Origin of the sequence: Bacillus cereus group sp. BfR-BA-01360 (assembly GCF_022663595.1) — a bacterium.
Classification (GTDB): domain Bacteria; phylum Bacillota; class Bacilli; order Bacillales; family Bacillaceae_G; genus Bacillus_A; species Bacillus_A cytotoxicus.
In genome coordinates, this window is the sequence record NZ_JAKUFV010000006.1 from 154,994 (window position 1) to 177,436 (window position 22,443).

Here is a 22,443-nt window from a genome sequence, read left to right on the forward strand (position 1 = left end):
CCCCCCCACTGATTATGAGCCCTCACCAATCGGGCTGCCCTAAAATAGCGGGATAAACTTCCCCCAAATTGTTATTTTACTTAAATACTAACAAAACAGAAAGCACATCAGATTTTAACAGACTGGTGTACCTTTCAACTCAATTCCTAGTAACTTCTCCCACTAATATCTTCGCTTTTTCCAACGCCTGTTCAATTTGAACAAATCCTGTCCCACCTGCACTATTACGGCGTTTTACTGCTGCATAAGGTGATAGAACCTCATATAAATCTTCTTCAAATAAAGGGCTCATTTCTTTATATGTTTCAAGCGGCACATCTAATAAATAGATTCCTTTTTTCGTGCAATGAAGAACGAGCTTGCCAACAATTTCATGCGCCTGGCGGAATGGGAGTCCTTTGTTTGCTAAGTAATCAGCGACTTCTGTTGCATTAGAAAAATCCTGCGTTACAGCCTGCCCCATGTTTTCTTTATTTACAGTCATCGTTTCTAACATACCAGCCATAATATGAAGACAGCCTTCTACCGTTTTAACTGTATCAAACATTCCTTCTTTATCTTCTTGCAAATCTTTGTTATAGGCTAGCGGTAATCCTTTCATTACTGTTAATAAACTGAATAAGTTCCCATACACTCTTCCTGTTTTACCACGGATCAGTTCCGCCATATCCGGATTTTTCTTTTGTGGCATAATGCTACTTCCCGTTGCATATCGATCGCTCATTTCAATAAATTGAAACTCCTGACTGCTCCATAAAATAAGTTCTTCACAAAAGCGTGATATATGCATCATTAACATAGATGAATTGCTCAAAAATTCTAGTATAAAATCACGATCACTTACCGCATCTAAACTATTTTCATATATCCCTTCAAAATCGAGAAGCTTTGCGCTATATGCACGATCAATTGGAAATGTTGTTCCTGCAAGAGCACCTGCGCCAAGCGGGGAAACATTTATACGTTTCAAAGAATCTTCATAGCGATTCACATCACGTTCTAACATCCAAAAGTATGCGAGTATATGGTGTGCAAAAGAAATCGGTTGTGCACGCTGCAAATGTGTATACCCTGGCATAATGGTTTCAATATTCTCTTCTGCTTGATCGACAAGAACCTTCTGCAATTGTTTTATAGCATTTATTATATCTTGTACTTTCTCTTTTAAATACAAGTGCATATCTGTTGCGACTTGATCATTACGGCTGCGACCTGTATGAAGCTTTCCTCCTACTTCGCCAATGTGTTCAATTAACATCTTTTCAATATTCAAATGAACATCTTCAGCTTCTACCGAAAAGTGTAGTTTGTTCTCTTTCGCTTCTTCTAATAAATATTGAAGGCCCTCTTTTATTTTCTCTGCTTCATCGTTTGTTACAATCCCTTGTTTCGCAAGCATCATAACATGTGCAATACTGCCTTCTATATCTTGTTTCACTAATTGTTTGTCAAAGGAGATGGATGCCCCAAACTCCTCGACCCATGCTTCTGCTTCTTCTGTAAAGCGTCCCCCCCACAGCTTACTCACGCTTCCACCTTCTTCTGATTTACTTGACTATATACCTTTGTTGGAAGACCAAATAGTGAAATAAAACCAACTGCTGCATCGTGGTTAAATTCATCATTCACTGTATAAGTCGCTAAATTCTCATCATATAAGGAATATTCTGATTTACGTCCTTCTACAATCGCGTGCCCTTTAAATAATTTTACACGCACTGTACCTGATACTGTTTTTTGTGTTTCTTGTAAAAAAGCAACAAGCGCTTGTTTTAAAGGCGAGAACCATAAGCCATTATAGATTAATTCTGTTAGTTTTTGTTCCATCATCGGTTTAAAGTGAGCTACTTCTTTTACAAGTGTTAAATCTTCAAGTTCTTTATGAGCTGTAAGTAATGTCATCGCCGCTGGGCATTCATACACCTCACGCGATTTAATACCGACAAGGCGGTTTTCTACATGATCGATACGCCCAATTCCATGCTTTCCAGCAAGTGAATTTAACGTTTTCATTAATTGTGAAAGTGAGTAAGTTGTTCCATTTAATGTTGTTGGTACACCTTCTTCAAATCCGATTTCTACAAATTCTGGCTGATCTGGTGTATTTTCTAATGGTACAGTCATTTCATACGCATCTTCTGGTGGCGCTGCCCAAGGATCTTCTAAAATTCCGCACTCATTACTGCGTCCCCATAAGTTTTGGTCAATAGAAAATGGGCTATCTAAATTAATGGGAATGGGTACATCGTTTTCTTTTGCATACGCAATTTCTTCCTCACGTGACCATTTCCATTCACGCACTGGCGCAATTACTTCTAAATATGGGTTTAATGCTTGAATCGATACTTCAAAACGAACTTGGTCATTCCCCTTACCGGTACATCCGTGTGCAACCGCACTAGCACCTTCTAGTTCTGCAATCTCAACTAGTTTTTTCGCAATTAGCGGACGAGATAATGCAGAAACAAGAGGATATTTCCCTTCATATAACGTATGCCCTTGCAAAGCCACCAATGCATATTCATTCATAAATTCTTCTTGCACATCGATCATGTACGATTTAATCGCACCTACTGAAAGTGCCTTTTCTTTTACAAACTCTAAATCTTTCCCTTCTCCTAAATCTAAACAAAGAGCGATAACATCATAATTTTTTTCTTGCAACCATTTAATTGCAACAGAAGTATCAAGGCCTCCAGAATATGCTAACACAACTTTTTTCTTCTCCATTTTATACCCCCTAAAAGAATAAATATTCATTATTACTTATAATAATCCAAACTTTATCATCTTTTTTCAAATGAATCAAGAGATATTCAAAAAAATTCTCACAATTCTATCGAACTTCTTTCTCCTTTTCGATACAATAGAAACAGAAAGTGGGGTGTCTATATGAAACCATATTTTATTTATGATGAACATCTAGGAATTGAAATACCACATTTACAAGAGGAATGGGAAGACATCCCAGAAAAGGTGCAACACACAATTCTATTAAAGTGGGAACAAATTCGCGGAAAAATACCTGATCGCATAAAAGAACTTGAATATCATATTAATCAAAAACAACATCGTCTCAATAACGAGGAAAACTTCGAGATTTCCTGTAGACTTAATTCTGAAATTGCAGACCTTGCTTCCATTATTAATGATTTATGGCTTTGGTATCGTCTTACGCAAGATGTATCTCACGGAAAAACTCATCCATAAAGGACATGTCCCGATTTACATTTGGGACATGTCCTTTCTTTTTGTCAAAAGGCAGCACACGATGCACTCGTTTTTTTCATATACTACATGATAAACCGATTCATAAGTTATGAAACTCCTTGTTGAAATAACTTGCATTATCTTACAAAAATATCGAAATGTCACACCATCATCTCAAAAAAACAATGAAATCTGTAGATTCCCTCCAATTATTGTCGGTTTCCTTACGCATACATTTTTTGAAAGTATGATATAATAGTATAAAATCTTTACAGAAAGGATTTTGATATCATGATCGCTCGAAGGAGCATGTGGCATCGAATTGATGAATCTTACACGTAGCGTATTTTTCAGCTCAGATCCTTTAGTCTAGCGAAAAAATACGAGAGTGGGGAAATTATGATTGCCCGAAGGATAATTTGGCAAAGAAAAGATTCTTCTTACACATAGCGTTTTGTTTAAGTCACACTGTTACTTGCTAAACAAAACAAAAAAGAGAATAGGATTGCTAAATAGGAAATTCTACCAAAGTTTTGTTTAGTCGTTTTTTAGGCTTAAACTAAAACGAAAGTAGGGAGAATTGATGGACGAGAGGATTATTCGTTATTTCTTCAGCGACATATAGCGTAGTTAGTTTGATGTAAACTAACTGACAGCTACTATGCGCTCGTAGTTAGTTTACAAAACGAAAAAAGACTACTAACTACGGAAAGAAGGAATAACGATGAGGAACATCCAAAGTCGACAAATTATTAAAGAAATTTTTATGGTTTTAATTGGTTCATTTATTTTATCAGCAGCACTATATCATTTTCATTTCCAAAACCACTTAACAGAAGGTGGATTTGTTGGAATTGCATTATTTATCCAAAACTTTTTTGATATTTCACCGTCGATTTCGACTGTATTAATGGATATTCCTGTCATCTTATTATGTGCTACATTTTTAGGCAAAAAGATGGTTGGCTATTCATTTCTGGGTTCGATTTCATTCGGCGTATTTTATTCTTTTATGGAGAACTACTCTCCATTTGCGGTAGATTTATCAAATCATTTATGGATTGCCGCTGTACTTGGTGGTGCGTTAGCTGGTATTGGTCTCGGTTTTATATTACGATTTGGCGGTGCAACCGGCGGAGACGATATTTTAACCATTGTATTAAGCAAAAAAACACGCTTTACAATTGGGCAAATTTTCTTCGTCTTTGACGCGATTGTTCTTGCACTTTCATTATATTATTTAAACTGGACGGAAATTGCATTTACGATTCTTTCCATTGCTGTTCAATCCAAAACATTGGACTTTATTTACTATCCAAAAGCAGAAAAGAAAACCGTATCCATTCCTATGTCCAAAAAACATGCAACAAACTAAAAAGCGAAAGGCCTTGGCCTCTCGCTTTTTTTTCATACACGTTTCTCTTTCTCTAATAAGTAGCGCACTTGATAAAATCTGTTTGCAAATTCGGTGACATTTCTTGTTAAACGATAATTCACAGTGGAACCAATTGCAATTCCTAGCACAGGAACACCTTGAAATAATTTACGACGAAGTGCATAAATTGAAAATGTCTTCAAAATTTGTTTAAGCACAACCTCTATTGAAGCTGGTTTTAATACCTCTTCTTCTCCTTCATAAAAGTAAGAATCTTCTTGCTCTAATTCTTGCAGTAAATTGGACCAAGCATATTGCTGTAATCTTGTTGGCAATAATGCAGCGTGAAATACTTTTAAAGCAAGCATCATTTCATACGGCTTATTCACATCATGCCCAAACGAAGTTGCAATGAGCTGCACAGCTTTTACATTTAGCGCAATCATAACAGGAAAATCCGCAGTTAATAGGAATAAACCACCTACACCAGTTGCTCCTCCTTGTACAAAAGAGTATAGTCGATGACGCGCTGTCTGTTGTTCTGCTATGTATGTTAATTGATCAATAGATAATACTTTTAAGTCATCTAAGTTCTCAATGGATTCATCAAATAATCTAGCCGTACCTAAAATACGATTGCGCGCATCTAATTGCGATTGTGAGCTTTGAATAAATGCATGAAGATGAAATAGCCAGCCATCTACTTTTGCAAAAAGGTTTGCACGCTTTTTTTTAGGTAATTTTTCTACTATTTCATACATCCATTTATCAAACATCTTTTGGAAATCAGTCGCCTCTTGCTCTATCAATTGTCTTTCCCACTCTTTTATCTCTTGTAAAATGGATTGTTCTCGCTTCGATTGCATCGCAACAATCACCTCGCTCAATTTTTTTCTATTGTAACATATTTCTGCTTTTTCTTCGCAAACTTGGTAAGTACACATATGTGAATTTCATACATAGAGACAGATTTTCAATTTCCTCACAAAAAAAGACGGAATCATGTAAGATTCCGTCTTTCTGATATATATTAACCAACATTTCCAAGACGAACAACGTCACGAGCGATCATAACTTCTTCGTCAGTTGGAATTACGATAATTTTTACTGGAGAGTGTGGGAAGCTGATAAATGCTTCTTCACCGAATACGTTGTTGCGTTTTGCATCAAAGTATACGCCCATGTACTCAAGACCTTCTAATACGCGCTCACGAATGATGGCGCTATTTTCACCTATACCAGCTGTGAAGATGATTGCGTCAACACCTTTCATGCGAGCTGCGTAAGAACCAATGTATTTGTGAATACGGCTTACGAACACATCAAGTGCTACTTTTGCACGGTGGTCGCCTTCTTCTTCTTTCGCAATAATGTCACGTAAGTCACTAGAATATCCAGTAAGACCTAACATACCACTTTTCTTGTTTAATACATTTACTACTTCTTCTACACTTTGTCCCGTTTTTTCCATGATGTATGGAATTAGCGCAGGGTCAATGTTACCAGAACGCGTCCCCATTGTTACACCAGCAAGTGGAGTGAATCCCATTGACGTATCGATAGATTTTCCACCTTCTACAGCTGCGATACTTGCACCATTACCTAAATGACAAGAAAGAAGACGTAAGCTTTCAAGTGGACGGCCTAATAATTCAGCTGCACGCTCTGTTACATATTTATGAGAAGTTCCATGGAAACCATATTTACGGATACCGTATTTCTCATAGTACTCATATGGTAAGCTGTAAAGATACGCAGATTCCGGCATTGTTTGGTGGAATGCTGTATCGAATACTGCTACTGCTGGTACGTTTGGAAGTACTTCTTGGAACGCTTTAATACCAACAATGTTTGCTGGATTATGAAGTGGTGCTAATTCGCTTAAGTCTTCAATATCTGCTAATACTTGATCTGTAATTAATACAGAGTCAGCAAATTTTTCACCGCCATGTACAACACGATGACCGATACCGCTAATCTCATCAAGAGATTTCACGATTCCATTTTCAGTTAATTTATTAAGAAGCATATTAACTGCCACTGCATGATCTGGAATATTTGTAATTTCTTTTTGCTTCTCACCATTTACAGTAATTGTGAAAATACTGTCTTCTAAACCAATACGTTCTACTAAACCTTTTGTTAATACTTTCTCACTTGGCATTTCAAATAATTGAAACTTCAAGGAAGAACTTCCTGCATTAATCGCGATGATTTTTGACATCTAATCTTTCGCCCCTTTTTCTCTTGGTAGTTATGTGGAAAACCACAAACCGCTCGATTTTATCTCTTTAAATTCATCAAAATGAAAACGTTTCATTTTGATGAATTTTATACTCACGATTTTAATTTAAACATCGTCCGCCATATATTTCAAGTGAAAAAATTGTAACACCAAGAAAAAATATATATTACAGATTTCAAAAAAATTCAGTTTAATCTTGTGTATATTTAAATTACATACCCACCTTATAAAACTGTATTACATAAATAAATACATCTGTTACATGTTTTATGCTTTATGAGTTGCAAACCAATTATTTAATTGGCTCATCATATCCTCCATCGCCTTCACATTAGAAAACTTAGGTAATTCCACTAATAGCGCCTGTTTTGGCATTTCTATCTTTTCTCCTTTTTTTTGGAGAACAAATATACTTTTTGCATTTTTTTCGTTTTTAAACATGGAAACAGGTAGCTGTAATAGCCCTTGAATAAAACATGTTTCTTTAATAAACGCATGAAGCTTTGGCGCCTGCTCACTTTCAAAAATAAAGTTTGGCACTAAGAAAAATAAGTATCCTCCATCTTTCGTATGCTTGACACTTTGTTCAATAAATAAGTGATGCGCATAAGACATTCCTTCATCTGCTTTTAACTTATATTCACTTGAGCCAGCTTCGTTCGGATAATACCCTACTGGTAAATCACAAACAACTGCATCAACAGGATCAATATAAAGTGAAGCAAGTCCATCTTGATTGAAAAGTTCAATTGCTTTTTTTTGCAAATTCGCATTTACTAAGGCTAACTTAATGAGTAAATCGTCTACTTCTACACCAAATCCACTCATTACTACTCCGTCTTGAGCGCTATTAAAAATAGTTGTCATTAAATTTCCTGTTCCAATTGCAGGATCTAGCACAGTTATTTCTTTCTGATCCTTCATAAATTTATGGAATAAGTATCCCATAAATATTCCAACTGCATCAGGCGTCATCTCATGATTTGCTTGTATACCTTCTTTCATTCCTTTTAAGATCGCAAGCTGAAATGCTTTTCGAATTTCTTCACTTTTATATGTTTCTTCATTAAATTTACTGTATTCACGATTTAACCGTTTCATTGTTGATTCAGATAAATTTTCTTGCAAAATCGCTCCTTCAAACAAGTTATCCCCTGTTTCTACAAGCGCTTCTAAATATGTCATATCCAATTCCTTACGTAAAATTACGGTAGAAGAATCGAAAATAGAAAATAACGTTTCTACTGTTTGACTCACATATATTCCTCCTTCAGTCCATTACACATAACTTATATCATACCACAATCTAATTTTTTGCAAAAAGAAAAAGCGACCTCTTTTTTAGAGCTCCCTTTTCAAATTGAAAGCGATATGAATACTTTTTCCATTTCATCCTATATGAGAAAAAACGACCTCTTAGAAAGAGGCCGCCTCCCTTTTATCAATTCGCTGCTTTTGCTGCTTCTAATGCCGCTTCATAGTTTGGATGGTTTGTACCTTCACTTACGTATTCTACGTATACAACTTTGTCGTTGCTATCTACTACAAATACCGCGCGAGCAAGTAAACGAAGTTCTTTCATTACAACACCATATGCTTCACCAAATGAAAGGTCACGGTGGTCAGAAAGTGTTACTACGTTTTCTAAACCGTTTGCTGCACACCAGCGTTTTTGAGCGAATGGTAAATCAACGCTAATTGTTAATACTTTTGTATTTTCAATATCAGCTGCCTCTTCATTAAAACGGCGTGTTTGCGCATCGCATACACCTGTGTCAATTGAAGGGACAACGCTAATTAATTTCACTTGACCTTTATATGTTTCTAAACTTACTGGAGATAAGTCATTTGCTAATAGTTGAAAGTTTGGTGCTTGATCGCCAACTTTAACTTCTGTTCCAACTAAAGTCATTGGATTACCTTTAAAAGTTACGTTTGCCACTTAAAACTCCTCCTTTATTTAAATAAAATATGTACACTGTAAATGATAGTTTGTCCCTAGCCAGAATGCAAACAAAATTGCTTCATTTACAAAAAAATAAAGAAGCTAATCAATTGACTAGCTTCTTTTTCACTGTTAAATTTCAAATTCTGGCTCATCGCCTTTTCGCTTCTCCATCATTTCCTTCACTTTATCAACAGCTTGTGGCGCTAATTCAATTACTTTGTCAATAATATGCGTTTGCTTATCTAAATGTAACACTTTTACGCCCCCTCCATTTATAACAAGAAAGGCAACAGGATTAATGGAGACTCCTCCACCGCTCCCTCCTCCAAATGGATGGCGGCCAGAACTTTCAATCCTTCCAAACTCACTTCCACCCGCAGCAAATCCAAAACTTACTTTCGACACGGTAAGAATTACACTTCCGTCCGCTGCTTTAATCGGGTCACCAATAATTGTATTTACATCTGTCATTTGCTTTAAATGCTGCATTGCTGTTGTCATCAAACTTTGAATTGGATGATCCATTCTATATCCCCCTATGCTTGAATAGATTTTTCTGTCACACTAGATCTTTGCTTTCTCATAAAGATAAGCAACTTTATTCCTGTGATTACAGCACGATACATATGAAAAGATGCTGTCAGTTCACACCTTGATGCAAATCCTTTCCCTTGAAAAACAGGTGTAATTTCAAAGTCTGGTATATCGACAATATGCATATATTGCCCAATGACTCCGGCAATCATCCCTTTTGTTCCCCAGGCATAACCGGTAACAATTCCAGTACTAGCTGCATCGCCTGCTCCAATTTGAGAGTGCCATTTCCAGCCATTGATTTTCACCTTTTTTAAAAAATCTTTAACGATAGTATGGATTTGTTGAAGCTTTTTTATCAGTTCTCCGATGCTATCAAGTTGTGCCATAATTTTATTTTCTATACCGCCTTCTCTTTCAGCCTTCTCAATTTTTTGACCAGTCTTTTTCTGTTGCTTTTCTATTCTTTCTAATACATCGAATGTATATTTTACCTTCCATATTTTCACTTGAAATAAACATTGCTTCTCCATCTCTGAATATAAAAACGTCACTTTAAGAGATATCTTTGACAATAATAAAAGGAAAAGAAAAATAAGAAAAATCCCAATCCCGATTGCAAGCCACTTCATTTATACCCATCCTTTCATTCCATACCCATTATCGACAAATTTATGCATCATTAAACTGCTTTCAAGAAGAATGAAAATATAAATTTTTCTAAAAACGAAAAGGGATTTTGGCTTTTTATATCGAAATATACTATTTGAACATATCGTCCAGAAAGATTTTTCTCACGAAACATAATTAGACTGCAATGGAGGGATACGCAATGGCAGATCGTCGTAATTTATTTTTCTTTTATGGTGATGACAAAACAGCTCTTATTGAAAAAATGAAGCCGATATATCATATTTTAGAGGAAAACGGCTTTACCATATTAGATCATCCAAAAAATGCAAATGCTATCGTCAGTGTTGGAGATGATGGAACCTTCTTACAAGCTGTTCGTAAAACTGGCTTTCGAGAAGATTGCCTATATGCAGGTGTTTCTGCGAAAGATGAAATTTCTTTCTACTGCGACTTCCATATTAACCATGTTGAATCAGCTCTTCAAGAGATTACAAAAAATGAAATCGAAGTACGTAAATATCCAACAATTAAAATAGATGTCGATCAAGATACATCTTTTCATTGCTTAAATGAGTTTTCTTTGCGCTCTAGCATTATTAAAACATTCGTCGTCGATGTCTACGTCGATGACTTATATTTTGAAACATTTCGGGGAGATGGCTTAGTTATTTCTACACCGACAGGTAGCACAGCTTATAATAAATCATTGCAGGGCGCTGTTGTTGATCCGCTTATCCCATGTTTCCAAATAAGCGAACTTGCCTCTTTAAATAACAACACATATCGTACACTCGGATCACCATTTATTTTAAATCATGAACGTACATTAACTTTAAAGCTCCGACCAGAGGGGAACGATTATCCTGTTATAGGAATGGATAACGAAGCGCTGAGTATTAAACAAGTCGAAAAAGCGGTTGTGTGTTTAAGCGATAAACAGATTAAAACAGTGAAATTAAAAAACAACTCTTTCTGGGAAAAAGTACAGAGAACGTTTTTATAAGTAATGAAAAGAGTGCTAGCAAATGCTCTAGCACTCTTTTGTGTTAATCTTATTTTTGATGCACAATTTTCCCGTCTATTACAACTGTTATAGCTTGAATATCTTTTAGTTCTTCTACCGGTATATGAAATATATCCCGGTCTATAATCGTAAAATCAGCTTCATATCCTCTCATAATTTTTCCGCACCTTTTCTCTTTTCCAATTGCATAAGCACTTCCCGTTGTAAATAAGGACACTGCTTCAAATACCGTTAATCTCTCTTTAGGCATATAGCATACTCCATCAATAAAACTTCTTCGCGTTACAGCACTATATATACCTAAAAACGGATTTACTTGTTCTATTGGCGCATCTGAGCCTCCATTACAATGTAAGCCTGCATGAAGTAAAGTCTTCCAAGCATATGCATAGCGAAGACGACGCTCTCCCAATTTTTCAATAACAGATGGAAAATCAGATGAAACAAACACGGGCTGAATATCAATAATAACCTGCAACTTCTTCATCCGTTCAATTAAATCCTCCCTTGCCAGTTGACAATGAATAATGCGATCACGTAATCCTTCTGCAGGACGGTATAACTCTAGTGCCTCAATGACGTACTCTAGCGACAAATCACCAATAGTATGAATCGCAACTGGCATTTGTAAGTCGCGAGCTTTTTTCACAAGATCGGCGAGCTCATTTCGCGAATAAATCGCGACACCATTGGTCTCTTTTGCATCCTCATACGGCTCGCTTAATAATGCCGTTCTCCCGCCAAAAGAACCATCAGAAAAGATTTTCATCGCACCAAATTCAATGTAGTGCGTATTCTCATATTCTTTTCGCTCATCGGCAACTTCATGATGAACGAGCAAATGTGCTTTAAAAGGCATTTCTTTTATGACATATGAAAACGCGTCATATGTTTTTTTAAAGCCTCCATAATAATTTAAATCTTCCGTATGTCCCCCTACTAGCCCATATTTCCAGCAATCACGAATAGCCACCTTCAAAGCCCTTTGTAAGTATGTTTCATTTATTTCAGGCTGAACATGTTTGATCAACTCTTGCGCTTGTTCATATAAAAGCCCCGTTAATCTACCTGAAGAATCACGACCGATTTTCCCACCTTTTGGCTCCTTTGTTTCTGCCGTTATATTGGCTTTTTTTAGTATGTATGAATTTATCCAAGTAACATGACGACAAACGCGTTTTAACAAAGTGGGATGCTCCTTTGAAATCCTATCTAAATCATGAGCATGAACGTTTTTTGTATCTGTAAAATTATTTTCATTCCACCCTTCTCCAATAATCCAAGAACCTACTGGTGTCTCTTTTACTCTTTCTGTAACAAGAGCCAATACTTCCTCATAAGATGTACACTTTGATAAATCTAATCGAAGGAGTCTTTCACCATGTCCAATTAGATGCATGTGACTATCAACAAGACCTGGAAGCATTGTTCGCCCTTCTAAATTGTGTAACTGTTCAAATGGATAACGAATTTCTAAGTCCTGTTTTGTTCCTATATCAACAATCCTTCCGTTTTCAACATAAACCGCTTCTACTTTTTCATTCTCTTCTTCCATCGTATAAATGTTTCCGCCGTACCATAATTCCCCCATCCTTTTAACCTCCTCATCCTTTTAGCATACGAAATCAAAATGTAGAAAAAAAGCACCATTTCACATCATATGGTGCTGTTCCAATATTCATTTTGATTCGCTAAGATTGTTGACACTTACCATTCTATATTCAATATATCTTTTACTTTAACCGCAATTCCATTTCCTGTTTTCTAAGTTCAACACGTCTAATTTTTCCGGAAATCGTTTTTGGTAGTTCGTCTACAAATTCAATCTTACGAGGATATTTATAAGGTGCTGTTAATGTTTTAACATGTTCTTGGAGTAAAGGGATCAATGTATCTTCTTTTTCCTGTACATTGTCTCTTAATACGATAAATGCCTTTACGACACTTCCGCGAATCTCATCTGGGCTCGCTACTACTGCGCATTCTCTTACATATGGATGCTTCACAAGTGCATCTTCCACCTCAAATGGGCCAATTGTGTAGCCAGAACTAATAATAATATCATCACCGCGGCCTTCAAACCAAAAATAGCCGTCTTCATCTTTTTTCGCTTTATCCCCTGTAATATAGTAATCACCACGGAATTGCATTGCTGTACGTTCATCATCTTTATAATATTGTTTAAAGAGTGCCGGTGTATCAATATGAACAGCAATATCTCCCACTTCTCCAACAGATACAGGGTGTCCTTCTTCATTGATAATTTCTACTTGATTCCCCGGCGTTGGTTTTCCCATCGATCCCGGTCTTATTTCCATCCCTTTCATAACACCAATGAGCAATGTATTTTCTGTTTGACCATATCCATCTCTAACAGTAACCTGAAAGTGCTTTTGGAACGTTTCAATGACCTCACGATTTAACGGCTCTCCTGCGGATACAGCACTGTGCAATGCCTTTAAATTATATTGCTGCAAGTTTTCCACCTTGGCCATTAAACGATATTCTGTCGGCGTACAGCAAAGCACATTTACTTGGTTCTCATCTAATAGCTGTAAGTATGTTTTCGGCTCAAATTTACCGTGATATACAAATCCAGTTGCACCTGAACCGAGAGTTGCTAAAAACGGACTCCAAATCCACTTTTGCCATCCTGGACTAGCCGTTGCCCATACAATATCATTCTCTTCAATTCCAAGCCAATTCGGAGCGCTCGTCCGCAAATGTGCATACCCCCAAGCATGTGTATGAACAACACCTTTTGGGTTTCCTGTCGTTCCTGATGTATAAGATAAAAAGACCATATCTTCCTTATCCGTCTTGACAATATCTAATACATCACTTTCTGTTTCTAATGCAGTATTTAAATTCGCCCATCCATCTACTTCTTTTTCACTTAACACAAATTTTTGAAGAGAATCCATTCCCTCTATTCCTTCAAATTGTGAAATATATGGTTCATAACTTATAATAGCTTTTACTTCTCCATGTTGAATACGATATTCAATATCTTTTTTGCGAAGCATTTCAGAACTTGGAATTACAACAAATCCTGCTTTAATTGCTCCTATATATGTCATATACGCTTCGATTAAACGCGGCATCATAATAAGAAGCTTGTCCCCTTTTTGCAAACCACTTTTTATAAAAGCGTTTCCAATTTTATTTGCTCCTTTTATTAATTCAAAGTATGTAACCTCTCTTCTTGCTCCCTTCTCATCCTGCCAAATTAATGCTAACTTGTCTTTTTCATTCATATATTTCTCTATCTCTGTAACTAAATTATACGACGGTGGCGCTAATAATTCTTCTCTCTTCATCAATATCCTCCTTTGTCACTATGCCTCCCTTTTATAATAAAGAATTTTCTGTAAATTTTGAACCCTCTTCTTTTGAAAAATTTTTCATCGATGTCGAAAGGATTCTTTTGTTTTCTTCCATCAAAAAAGAAGGAGCGGATGTACCCGCTCCTTCTCAGCCATGATATATGAGATTATTTGTGGAAACCGCCTAATTGTTGTTCTGCTAAAGAAACTAGACGTTTTGTAATTTCGCCACCAACAGAACCGTTAGCGCGAGATGTTGCATCTGCTCCAAGTTGAACACCAAACTCTTGAGCGATTTCATATTTCATTTGGTCTAATGCTGATTCAGCACCAGGAACTGCTAGTTTGTTTGTGTTACGTGCCATATGGTATCACCTCCTTGTGAGTATAGAGTGTGATAAACGATATGACTTCATACACATCTAATGGTGGTAATTTATGGTTTTAGAAAAGATCTTCAAATTGATCTTCTTCTGCCTTGTCTACTGTTTGCAACACCATTGTTTCTGTATTTGCAACAGCTTGTTCAAGTAACGGTGTAAAATCATATTTTGCTTCAAAACGACTTGCCTTTTCACGCTTTGGTTTTGTCGCTGGATTTGCTGGTGTAAATACTGTACAGCAATCTTCATATGGACGAATAGAAATATCATATGTGCCAATTTCATTCGCAATTTTTATAATTTCTAATTTGTCCATTGTAATAAGAGGACGTAATACTGGATAGTTTGTCACTTCATTAATCGTATGCATACTATCTAACGTTTGACTCGCTACTTGTCCAAGACTTTCACCAGTTGTAATTGCTAACGCATTACGTTCTTCAGCAATGCGCTCCGTAATACGCATCATCATACGGCGCATCACTGTCATCGTATAACTAGATGGAATTTCCTTATTAATAGTCTTTTGCACCTCTGTAAATGGAACAAGATGAAGCGTTACACGTTTACAATATTTCGTTAGCTCTTGTGCCAAATCAATTACTTTTTGTTTTGCGCGTTCACTTGTGAACGGCGGACTATGAAAATGCACAGCCTCCACAGATACACCGCGTTTCATTGTTAAGTAAGCAGCCACCGGGCTATCAATACCGCCAGATAGAAGCACCATCACTTTGCCGCCAACACCAACAGGTAAACCGCCTGCTCCCATACGCTCATCACACATGATATAGCTATAGCCACTACGGATTTCTATACGAATATTTACATCTGGATTATGCACATCCACCATGATATCTTCCGTATTTTCTAAAACATATCCGCCGATTTCTGGCAGTAATTCCATCGTTTGCATTGGGAAATGTTTATACGAACGATGTACTGTAATTTTAAATGTTTTTACAGGTTTTTTTATTAATAAGAAAGCAGCGAGTGCACCTTTTTTAATTTCTTCTAATTCTGATGGTACTTTCATTGCTAAATTAAACTTATGGATGCCAAATACATCTTTTAAGCTCTCTGCAATTGCCTCATGATCTTCACCATTTAATTCAATATACATGCGATCATGCGTTGCATTAATTTTAATGTTTGGGAATTTTTTCAACTTAAACTTCACGTTATCTTTTAACGTACTAACGAACTTCGAACGGTTCTTTCCTTTTGTCGTCATTTCACCATAACGAACTAAAATGTGGTCATATTTCATCATATTCTCTTTACCTCATCACTTCATATAATTTTGGCAATGTCTCTTTTATAATGTCTTCAAATTGTTTTACTTCTTCCATTGTATTTTCCGGTGCTAAACTAATGCGGATCGCACTCGCAGCTACGTCATATGGCAATCCCATTGAGACTAATACACGGCTCACCTCATTTGCTTTTGAAGAACAAGCTGATTTCGTTGATACATATACTTCATGTTCCTCTAAAGCATGAACAACTACCTCTGGTTTTAACCCAACAAATGATACATTTAAAATATGAGGGGCAGCATGCTGAAGTGATGTATTAATTGTTACACCTTCCATGCTCTCAAAGAAACGAATCAATTCTGCTTGTAACGTTTGTAAATGAGTAATTTTTTCGTTCATGTGTTCCATTGTCATCCGCAGCGCCTTCACCATAGCTACAATACCAGGTAAGTTCTCTGTACCTGAACGATAGCGAAGCTCTTGCTGGCCACCTGATAAAAGCGGGTCTAACCGAACGCCATCACGTACATATAAAAGTCCTGTTCCTTTTACACTATGAAATTTATGTCCTGATATTGAACAAAGATCAATATGAGAAGCATGAAAATCAAGCGGTACTTTTCCAATCCCTTGTACATGATCCACATGAAATCTTATTTTCGGATAGTTTGTTAACAATTCACCGACCTCAGTAATCGGCTGAATTGCCCCCGTTTCATTATTGACGTGAATCATAGAAACTAAAATGGTTTCATCACGAATTGCTTGTTTTACATCTTGAACAGACACAACACCATGCTCGTTCACAGGTAAGTATGTTACCTCAAAACCAAGCTCCTCTAATTGTTTATATGCTTCAAACACAGATGCGTGTTCAATATTTGTTGTAATAATATGTTTGCCACGAGAGCGATTCTTCATCGCTATTCCTTTAATCGCAAGGTTATTTCCTTCCGTTCCACCCGATGTGAAAATAATTTCTGAAGGCTTAACATGCAGAAGCTGTGCTACAAGCGTTCTTGATTGCGTTAATAAATGTTCAGCTTCTCCTCCAAGCGAATGAATAGAAGAAGGATTTCCAAAGTATTTCCCTGCAACTGTTACATAAGATTGTAGGACTTCTGGATATGGCTTTGTCGTCGCACTATTGTCAAAATAGATCATCGTTCTTCCCCTTTCAGCGCTGTCACATCATATAATCATATCATAAATCTGTGCAATTACGCTAAACATATACAAAGGTTTGCTTTGTATCTTGAAACGAAAAGCTTTGTGTTATTCCGCTATTCATTATAACAACATCATCTGTTAATTTACACATTGAGACATAAAAAAACAAACCTCTTTTCATCAAGAGGTTTGTTCATTATCTACAAACTCAGCAATTTTTTGAACAACACCAGGTTCCAGTTGTTCTAAAACGGAAGCTGCTTGTTCTAAAGCCGCATCATATTCATATTCACGGAATAATCTCTCCGCGTTGTCTAAACTATAGGCTAAATCCATATCTTGGCTACGATAGCGATTACCATATTGAATTAATTTTTCTACTAAATATGCTTGACCAATCACATCTTGTGTTCGTTCAGATACATCATTTACAATCGCATATGCTTCCTCTAACTCGCTATTTACTACATGCATATTCAGTGGTTTTAATTCTAAGTGTCCATATACAGCCTGCATTGCTTCTTGCCCCTTTTGTAACTCTTCCATAATACTCTCTGGAAGACCTGGCAAGTTAGACTTTTGCATAAGACGTTTTGTCTCTAAAATCATATTGCGCATCTCTTGTAATTTCTCACGTGCTTCAAATTCTTCCTTACGCATTGCCTGTAGCATCTCTTTATATTCTGCATGAAGGACTTTTAACGTTTCACATTGCTCATAAATCTCTTCAAGTTCTTCACGAATAACAGAAAATGCAATATCTTGCTCTGCAACACGTAATTGCAATACTTCAAAGCGTTTCATCAAAATGTGCATTTGCTTTTCAATGATCTTTTGCGATTCAATATCTTTATCTTGTAACTGATAGCTTTGTTTCACAAACTGTGTTTCTGCTTTTGTTTCAAGCGCTTGTTCATGAATCTCTTCTAAGTCATCGTAAACACGTATCGTTTTTTGCTCCACATAATATTTCGCATGCACTTCTTTTTCTAATTGATCATATAACGTGTCTAAACGCGTCTTTAAAGCTTCAATTTTCTCTGCTGCTTCTGTAATATGAAGCTCTTGTATATCTATTAGACATGTTTGTAGTTGTTTCGTCATATCACGTACTTCTTTAGGGATTTCCAAATGATTTAAGACATAGCCTTGCTTTTTCATTTCGTCATGGCCTTGTAATAAATCTTCTAATTGTACTGGTAATGTAGCCTGACACTCTACTAATAAGTCAGGAACTTCCTGGATCATGCCTTCCAAGTTTGATAACCCTTCTTCTAAACTCATTACAATGTCTCTTGCTTTTAAATAATCACCATTCGCTGTTGCTTCCTCAAATTTTTGAAATTTGTCAGATTCGACATCTAACAACTCTTCAATCTTCTGCTCTGCCGCGCCATACATGTGACGGTGCGCAAGTACACTCTTCTTCATATTACGATATACATCGCGTAATCCATCAATTTCCGCACTATTTTTCTCATGACTCTCTAATAATTGCTGTAATTCGTTTAAAATATCCGTGATACGATTATCCGCTTCATCTAAGTTGCTAATAGCTTCATTCATCGCATACTTTGCTTTTCGGAAGGAAAATTGCGAGGCATATTTCCGTGCGCCTTCTAAATCTTTTTCGGCTTTTGGAAGAATTGTTGCTACGATTTCATCCCAGTCTTCACGCCACTTTCCAAACAACTCTTCTGTTTGCCCTGTCATATTTAAATCTTTTACCCGTTTCAATTCATCTGCAACCGGTTTATCTTTTATTTCTTGTTGCCACTGTTCCAGTGCTTCGATATCTTTATATGAACGATTTCTTATCATGAGCTCTATCATGAGTAGCACTAGAATAGAGCTTACCACAATGATAACGATCGTTAAGATAGAATCCATGCAAAAAAGCCTCCTAATTGTATCTCTATTTTTGTCCGTTCCGTTTATGAAATGGAAGGCATTATGTATAAAAAGGGAAATCCCCTATATTTAACAACTAACAATGTAATAATCATACCATGTTATGCCTTGTTTTTGACCTAGTTTTTTTAAAATTTCATGTTTCTTTTGTTATAAGGGGCATATTTCTATATCTCTTTTACATAAATATCCAATTTTAATCTATCTCTCCAAATATTTGTACAAACGTTTCCTCTTCCCTATGAGATACAAAATAAATGCATCTCGTTAATGCTGGCTCTATAGGAATCATACAAATACCTTCTTTCCCCCCTTGTTTTACTGCGATTTCTGGCAGTAGTGTAATTCCTACTCCCGCTCGTACCATCGCCAACATCGGCTCCGCATACGGTGTTTCAACAGCGATTGTCGGCTTGACTCCCACTCCCTGAAATACTGTCATAATCATTTTTCTCACATCACAAATCTCTGGATAAATAATGAGTTTTTCATGCTGCAAGTCGCTCACTTTTATAATTTTTTTACCTTTATATATATGCTCACTTGAAACAACACAAACGATATGTTCTTGGCGTACTTTTCTTATATACTTTGCATCATCTACGGAAGAATCAATTAACATCGCATCTATCTTCCGCGCTTTAAATAATTCCATTAATATTTTTGTATGCTCAATATACCATTCTACTTCGTATGTTTTTTCCAATATTCCTTTATATCTCGATATATAATGAGCTGCTAAACTCGGCAATATACCAAGAGAAATTTTTTTCTTTACTTGATATCCCCTTAGTTCCATCTTCACTTCATTGATTTGTTTTAAAATGGGTTCCATCCGGCTTAAAAATAATTCCCCAGCTTCTGTTAATTCAACTCCTTGAGCAGATCGCTTTAATATTGTCACCTCAAGGTCTGCTTCTAACCTCTGAATTTGCTTACTCAGCGCCGGTTGCGAAATATGCAGCAGTTTACTCGCTTTCGATAAACTCTTTTGCTGTTTGACCTCAATTAGCGATCGTATCGCTTCAAAATCCATAACCATACACCTCTAACTAAAAATTATAGCCGTTATAAAAAAACGGTATTTCCTCTATCTATTAAACAAGCGCTATACTCTCTTCATGCTTCATTTGATGAACTTACTATATCGAATTAAAAAGGAGAACGATACTCTTGAGTAAAAAGCAACTACTACTCGGTTCATTTTTATGTTTACTCGCCGTAACATCTTGGGGATTTATGTTTCCTGTTATGGCCAGTGCCCTACAATTTATAGATCCATTTTTCTTTACAACAATTCGCTACGGATCCGCAGCTATTATTTTTATCATACTTCTCTTAGCATTTGAAGGCATATCCTCTTTTCGCTTAGAAAAGAAAATTCTTTCGTTATTGTTTTTCGGAACAGTTGGCTTTGCTGGATATGGATTTCTCGTTTTTTATGGTCAACAATTAGCCGGACCTTCAGGAGCCATTCATGCCGCTATGATTCAATCTCTTATGCCGCTTCTTGCTTTATTACTACAGTGGGTGACAAAAAATAAACGACCACAAAACTATACATTCCTTTTTATGTTTTGTGCTCTGATTGGTGTCATGCTCGTTATTTCAAAAGGTAATATTTATTTATTATTTGGAGCAGCAAGCCATATATCTACAAATCTATTCATGCTGTGCGGCGTTATGTGCTGGGTCATTTACACAAATGGCGCTTCCCATTTTCCATCTTGGTCACCACTTCGGTACACAACACTCACTTGTTTCTTTGGCTCTATTGCACTTCTTATCATTGTGAGTATATTAGCTTATATAAAATTTATTTCTGTACCGTCTATTTCGACAATCCTTACTATTCGCTTCGAATTATTTTATATGTCAATTCTTGCAGGAGTGATCGCCGTCTTTTGCTGGAATATGGGAAATCGTTTCATTTCATCCATTAACGGAATTTTATTTATGAATTTAGTTCCTGTATTCTCGCTTATCGGATCTATGTTTCGTGGATATATCATTACAAAAATCGAAGTGATTGGCGCAGCTCTAACAATTATCGCTTTGCTTTGCAATAACTTATGGCAACGAAAAAAATACCGACAAAGAGCGAGATAAGAAATACCCCCACCTCAGCTTAATTAGGTGGGGGCATTTTACATATGAACCGCCTTTGGTAACGGATAATATATATTTGTTATATATAACGCTTGTTCCAGCCATCGCTCAATTTCCTTCGTATACATTTCTAAAAAGAATGCTTCGGAAGGATAAGAATGCAAGACTTCCGATACATATTGCGGATATAAATATGGCATATTTATCATCCCTTTTAGCTGCGTCATAAACATTGTAAATGACACTTTTTGAAACTCTTGTTGCACTTGTCCTTGCCTAATAATTTGCTCTATATAGTATCTTTCTTTTGAAAAATAAACAGTCATAACTTCACGAATTAACGTCGTATCTATTGATAGCTCTCGATAAAAGAAACGCGTCAGTTCACGATTCTCAAATTGATATCGTAAAATCCCTTTAATCATTCGATTCAGTACTTCTTTAGCTGGTACATACTCCCTTTGTTCAAAAGCCACTTCAATCACACGAATATACCCTTCTAAAAAATCAGTCATAAGCTGTTCTAATAAACCTTGCTTACTAGCAAAATAATATGAAATATTAGCCACATTCACATCCGCTCGTTTTGCAATATCACGCACTGATGTTCCATTATACCCTTTCGTATAAAACAATGAAATCGCTGCATCCATCACCTTTTGTTTCGTATGTTTCATGTGCTCACGTCCTCTCACTTTGAACAGCTATAGTTTAAATTTCTTGACTTTTAAGACAAATTCCTTTAATTTTCTATCGACAAAGTCATAAAGAATACAGCGTATTTTGCTATGATTTTACATTTATCGCCAGAAAGGATGACGTTTCCATGTTTACAAAAGAAAGCTATGTAGGTTCACGTGAAAAGCAATATGAAACTGTAATTAAGCAACTTGATGCTTTGTTAACAGGCGAATCCAATACAGTCGCAAATTTAGCAAATGCTTCCGCACTACTCAATCAATTTTTAGAACGCATTAACTGGGTTGGTTTTTATGTAACAGAAGGAAACGAGCTTGTACTCGGACCGTTCCAAGGCATGCCTGCGTGCGTGCGTATTCCTTTTGGCCGCGGTGTTTGTGGTGTGGCAGCTGAAACAAAAACAACACAACTTGTCGCAGATGTTCATCAATTCCCTGGACATATCGCTTGTGATAGCGCATCTAATTCTGAAATTGTTGTACCGATGATAAAAGAAGGCAACGTAATCGGTGTATTAGATATTGATAGCCCTGAAAAAAATCGTTTTGACAAAGTAGATCAACAATATTTAGAAAAATTTGTGGAAACGCTCCTAAAACATATGTAAGTAAGAAAAG

The 22,443-nt window shown here is 36.4% G+C and carries 21 protein-coding genes; 5 read left to right on the top strand and 16 right to left on the bottom strand.

The annotated features are described in order from the left end of the window. Positions 1-139: 139 nt before the first annotated feature. Both argH and MR056_RS08325 read right to left on the bottom strand, forming a co-directional pair. Positions 140-1,528, bottom strand: coding sequence for an argininosuccinate lyase (argH, locus tag MR056_RS08320; RefSeq protein ID WP_087099284.1), 1,389 nt, complete (start codon positions 1,526-1,528; stop codon positions 140-142). After that, on the bottom strand, positions 1,525-2,730 hold the full coding sequence (locus tag MR056_RS08325; protein ID WP_087095416.1) for an argininosuccinate synthase: 1,206 nt from the start codon (positions 2,728-2,730) through the stop codon (positions 1,525-1,527). The genes argH and MR056_RS08325 overlap by 4 nt, the downstream gene beginning before the upstream one ends. A gap of 162 nt (positions 2,731-2,892) precedes the next feature. On the opposite strand from MR056_RS08325, the gene MR056_RS08330 reads away from it, so the two are divergent. Beyond that, the gene (locus MR056_RS08330; protein ID WP_012095765.1) at positions 2,893-3,210 is read left to right on the top strand and encodes a hypothetical protein; all 318 of its coding nucleotides are present in this window, start codon (positions 2,893-2,895) and stop codon (positions 3,208-3,210) included. Positions 3,211-3,934: 724 nt separating this feature from the next. Next, positions 3,935-4,585, top strand: coding sequence for a YitT family protein (locus MR056_RS08335; RefSeq protein WP_087095417.1), 651 nt, complete (start codon positions 3,935-3,937; stop codon positions 4,583-4,585). A gap of 32 nt (positions 4,586-4,617) precedes the next feature. Here MR056_RS08335 and MR056_RS08340 read toward each other — a convergent pair whose 3' ends face one another. The 6 genes from MR056_RS08340 to MR056_RS08365 all read right to left on the bottom strand — a co-directional run bounded on the left by MR056_RS08340 (position 4,618) and on the right by MR056_RS08365 (position 9,944). Continuing rightward, positions 4,618-5,451, bottom strand: a complete 834-nt coding sequence (locus MR056_RS08340; protein WP_012095767.1) for an EcsC family protein — start codon at positions 5,449-5,451, stop codon at positions 4,618-4,620. A gap of 164 nt (positions 5,452-5,615) precedes the next feature. Then, entirely contained in the window at positions 5,616-6,809 is a 1,194-nt protein-coding gene (gene ackA, locus MR056_RS08345; RefSeq protein WP_012095768.1) for an acetate kinase, read from the bottom strand. A 288-nt stretch (positions 6,810-7,097) separates the two neighbouring features. Then, the gene (locus tag MR056_RS08350; RefSeq protein WP_012095769.1) at positions 7,098-8,087 is read right to left on the bottom strand and encodes a class I SAM-dependent methyltransferase; all 990 of its coding nucleotides are present in this window, start codon (positions 8,085-8,087) and stop codon (positions 7,098-7,100) included. Between the two features lie 184 nt (positions 8,088-8,271). Beyond that, entirely contained in the window at positions 8,272-8,772 is a 501-nt protein-coding gene (gene tpx, locus MR056_RS08355) for a thiol peroxidase (RefSeq protein WP_087099286.1), read from the bottom strand. 135 nt (positions 8,773-8,907) lie between these two features. After that, positions 8,908-9,303 (bottom strand): GerW family sporulation protein, encoded by a 396-nt coding sequence (ytfJ, locus tag MR056_RS08360; protein WP_012095771.1) that lies wholly within the window; start codon positions 9,301-9,303, stop codon positions 8,908-8,910. An 11-nt stretch (positions 9,304-9,314) separates the two neighbouring features. Then, entirely contained in the window at positions 9,315-9,944 is a 630-nt protein-coding gene (locus MR056_RS08365; protein ID WP_087099288.1) for a DUF2953 domain-containing protein, read from the bottom strand. Between the two features lie 200 nt (positions 9,945-10,144). Here MR056_RS08365 and MR056_RS08370 point away from each other — a divergent pair, with 200 nt between their 5' ends. Then, entirely contained in the window at positions 10,145-10,948 is an 804-nt protein-coding gene (locus tag MR056_RS08370; RefSeq protein ID WP_012095773.1) for an NAD kinase, read from the top strand. 49 nt (positions 10,949-10,997) lie between these two features. On the opposite strand, the gene MR056_RS08375 is transcribed toward MR056_RS08370, so the two are convergent. From MR056_RS08375 to MR056_RS08405, 7 genes are all read right to left on the bottom strand, one after another. Then, entirely contained in the window at positions 10,998-12,560 is a 1,563-nt protein-coding gene (locus tag MR056_RS08375) for an amidohydrolase (protein ID WP_012095774.1), read from the bottom strand. 142 nt (positions 12,561-12,702) lie between these two features. Beyond that, on the bottom strand, positions 12,703-14,289 hold the full coding sequence (mbcS, locus tag MR056_RS08380) for an acyl-CoA synthetase MbcS (RefSeq protein WP_012095775.1): 1,587 nt from the start codon (positions 14,287-14,289) through the stop codon (positions 12,703-12,705). Between the two features lie 173 nt (positions 14,290-14,462). Continuing rightward, positions 14,463-14,660 (bottom strand): alpha/beta-type small acid-soluble spore protein, encoded by a 198-nt coding sequence (locus tag MR056_RS08385; protein ID WP_012095776.1) that lies wholly within the window; start codon positions 14,658-14,660, stop codon positions 14,463-14,465. Positions 14,661-14,739: 79 nt separating this feature from the next. Continuing rightward, positions 14,740-15,951, bottom strand: a complete 1,212-nt coding sequence (gene thiI, locus MR056_RS08390) for a tRNA uracil 4-sulfurtransferase ThiI (RefSeq protein ID WP_012095777.1) — start codon at positions 15,949-15,951, stop codon at positions 14,740-14,742. A gap of 7 nt (positions 15,952-15,958) precedes the next feature. After that, positions 15,959-17,101 carry a cysteine desulfurase family protein gene (locus MR056_RS08395; RefSeq protein WP_012095778.1) on the bottom strand — a complete coding sequence of 381 codons (1,143 nt, stop codon included), beginning with the start codon at positions 17,099-17,101 and terminating at the stop codon, positions 15,959-15,961. Positions 17,102-17,287: 186 nt separating this feature from the next. Continuing rightward, positions 17,288-18,997, bottom strand: a complete 1,710-nt coding sequence (gene ezrA / locus MR056_RS08400) for a septation ring formation regulator EzrA (protein WP_012095779.1) — start codon at positions 18,995-18,997, stop codon at positions 17,288-17,290. A 217-nt stretch (positions 18,998-19,214) separates the two neighbouring features. After that, on the bottom strand, positions 19,215-20,054 hold the full coding sequence (locus MR056_RS08405; RefSeq protein ID WP_012095780.1) for a LysR family transcriptional regulator: 840 nt from the start codon (positions 20,052-20,054) through the stop codon (positions 19,215-19,217). A gap of 137 nt (positions 20,055-20,191) precedes the next feature. Here MR056_RS08405 and MR056_RS08410 point away from each other — a divergent pair, with 137 nt between their 5' ends. Continuing rightward, positions 20,192-21,127, top strand: coding sequence for a DMT family transporter (locus tag MR056_RS08410; protein ID WP_012095781.1), 936 nt, complete (start codon positions 20,192-20,194; stop codon positions 21,125-21,127). A gap of 38 nt (positions 21,128-21,165) precedes the next feature. Here the strand turns inward: MR056_RS08410 and refZ are convergent, their stop codons facing one another. Further along, positions 21,166-21,804, bottom strand: a complete 639-nt coding sequence (gene refZ / locus MR056_RS08415; protein WP_012095782.1) for a forespore capture DNA-binding protein RefZ — start codon at positions 21,802-21,804, stop codon at positions 21,166-21,168. Between the two features lie 149 nt (positions 21,805-21,953). Here refZ and MR056_RS08420 point away from each other — a divergent pair, with 149 nt between their 5' ends. Next, on the top strand, positions 21,954-22,433 hold the full coding sequence (locus MR056_RS08420) for a GAF domain-containing protein (RefSeq protein ID WP_012095783.1): 480 nt from the start codon (positions 21,954-21,956) through the stop codon (positions 22,431-22,433). Positions 22,434-22,443 lie beyond the last annotated feature (10 nt).

Bases quoted from the DNA above. Each gene is read 5' to 3' on its own strand.
- ackA (WP_012095768.1), bottom strand. From the start codon at position 6,809: ATGTCAAAAATCATCGCGATTAATGCAGGAAGTTCTTCCTTGAAGTTT.
- MR056_RS08370 (WP_012095773.1), top strand. From the start codon at position 10,145: ATGGCAGATCGTCGTAATTTATTTTTCTTTTATGGTGATGACAAAACA.
- MR056_RS08340 (WP_012095767.1), bottom strand. From the start codon at position 5,451: ATGCAATCGAAGCGAGAACAATCCATTTTACAAGAGATAAAAGAGTGG.
- MR056_RS08365 (WP_087099288.1), bottom strand. From the start codon at position 9,944: ATGAAGTGGCTTGCAATCGGGATTGGGATTTTTCTTATTTTTCTTTTC.
- MR056_RS08375 (WP_012095774.1), bottom strand. From the start codon at position 12,560: ATGGGGGAATTATGGTACGGCGGAAACATTTATACGATGGAAGAAGAG.
- mbcS (WP_012095775.1), bottom strand. From the start codon at position 14,289: ATGAAGAGAGAAGAATTATTAGCGCCACCGTCGTATAATTTAGTTACA.
- MR056_RS08395 (WP_012095778.1), bottom strand. From the start codon at position 17,101: ATGATCTATTTTGACAATAGTGCGACGACAAAGCCATATCCAGAAGTC.
- MR056_RS08385 (WP_012095776.1), bottom strand. From the start codon at position 14,660: ATGGCACGTAACACAAACAAACTAGCAGTTCCTGGTGCTGAATCAGCA.
- MR056_RS08335 (WP_087095417.1), top strand. From the start codon at position 3,935: ATGAGGAACATCCAAAGTCGACAAATTATTAAAGAAATTTTTATGGTT.
- MR056_RS08405 (WP_012095780.1), bottom strand. From the start codon at position 20,054: ATGGATTTTGAAGCGATACGATCGCTAATTGAGGTCAAACAGCAAAAG.
- ytfJ (WP_012095771.1), bottom strand. From the start codon at position 9,303: ATGGATCATCCAATTCAAAGTTTGATGACAACAGCAATGCAGCATTTA.
- MR056_RS08325 (WP_087095416.1), bottom strand. From the start codon at position 2,730: ATGGAGAAGAAAAAAGTTGTGTTAGCATATTCTGGAGGCCTTGATACT.
- thiI (WP_012095777.1), bottom strand. From the start codon at position 15,951: ATGATGAAATATGACCACATTTTAGTTCGTTATGGTGAAATGACGACA.
- MR056_RS08420 (WP_012095783.1), top strand. From the start codon at position 21,954: ATGTTTACAAAAGAAAGCTATGTAGGTTCACGTGAAAAGCAATATGAA.
- ezrA (WP_012095779.1), bottom strand. From the start codon at position 18,997: ATGGATTCTATCTTAACGATCGTTATCATTGTGGTAAGCTCTATTCTA.
- MR056_RS08330 (WP_012095765.1), top strand. From the start codon at position 2,893: ATGAAACCATATTTTATTTATGATGAACATCTAGGAATTGAAATACCA.
- refZ (WP_012095782.1), bottom strand. From the start codon at position 21,804: ATGAAACATACGAAACAAAAGGTGATGGATGCAGCGATTTCATTGTTT.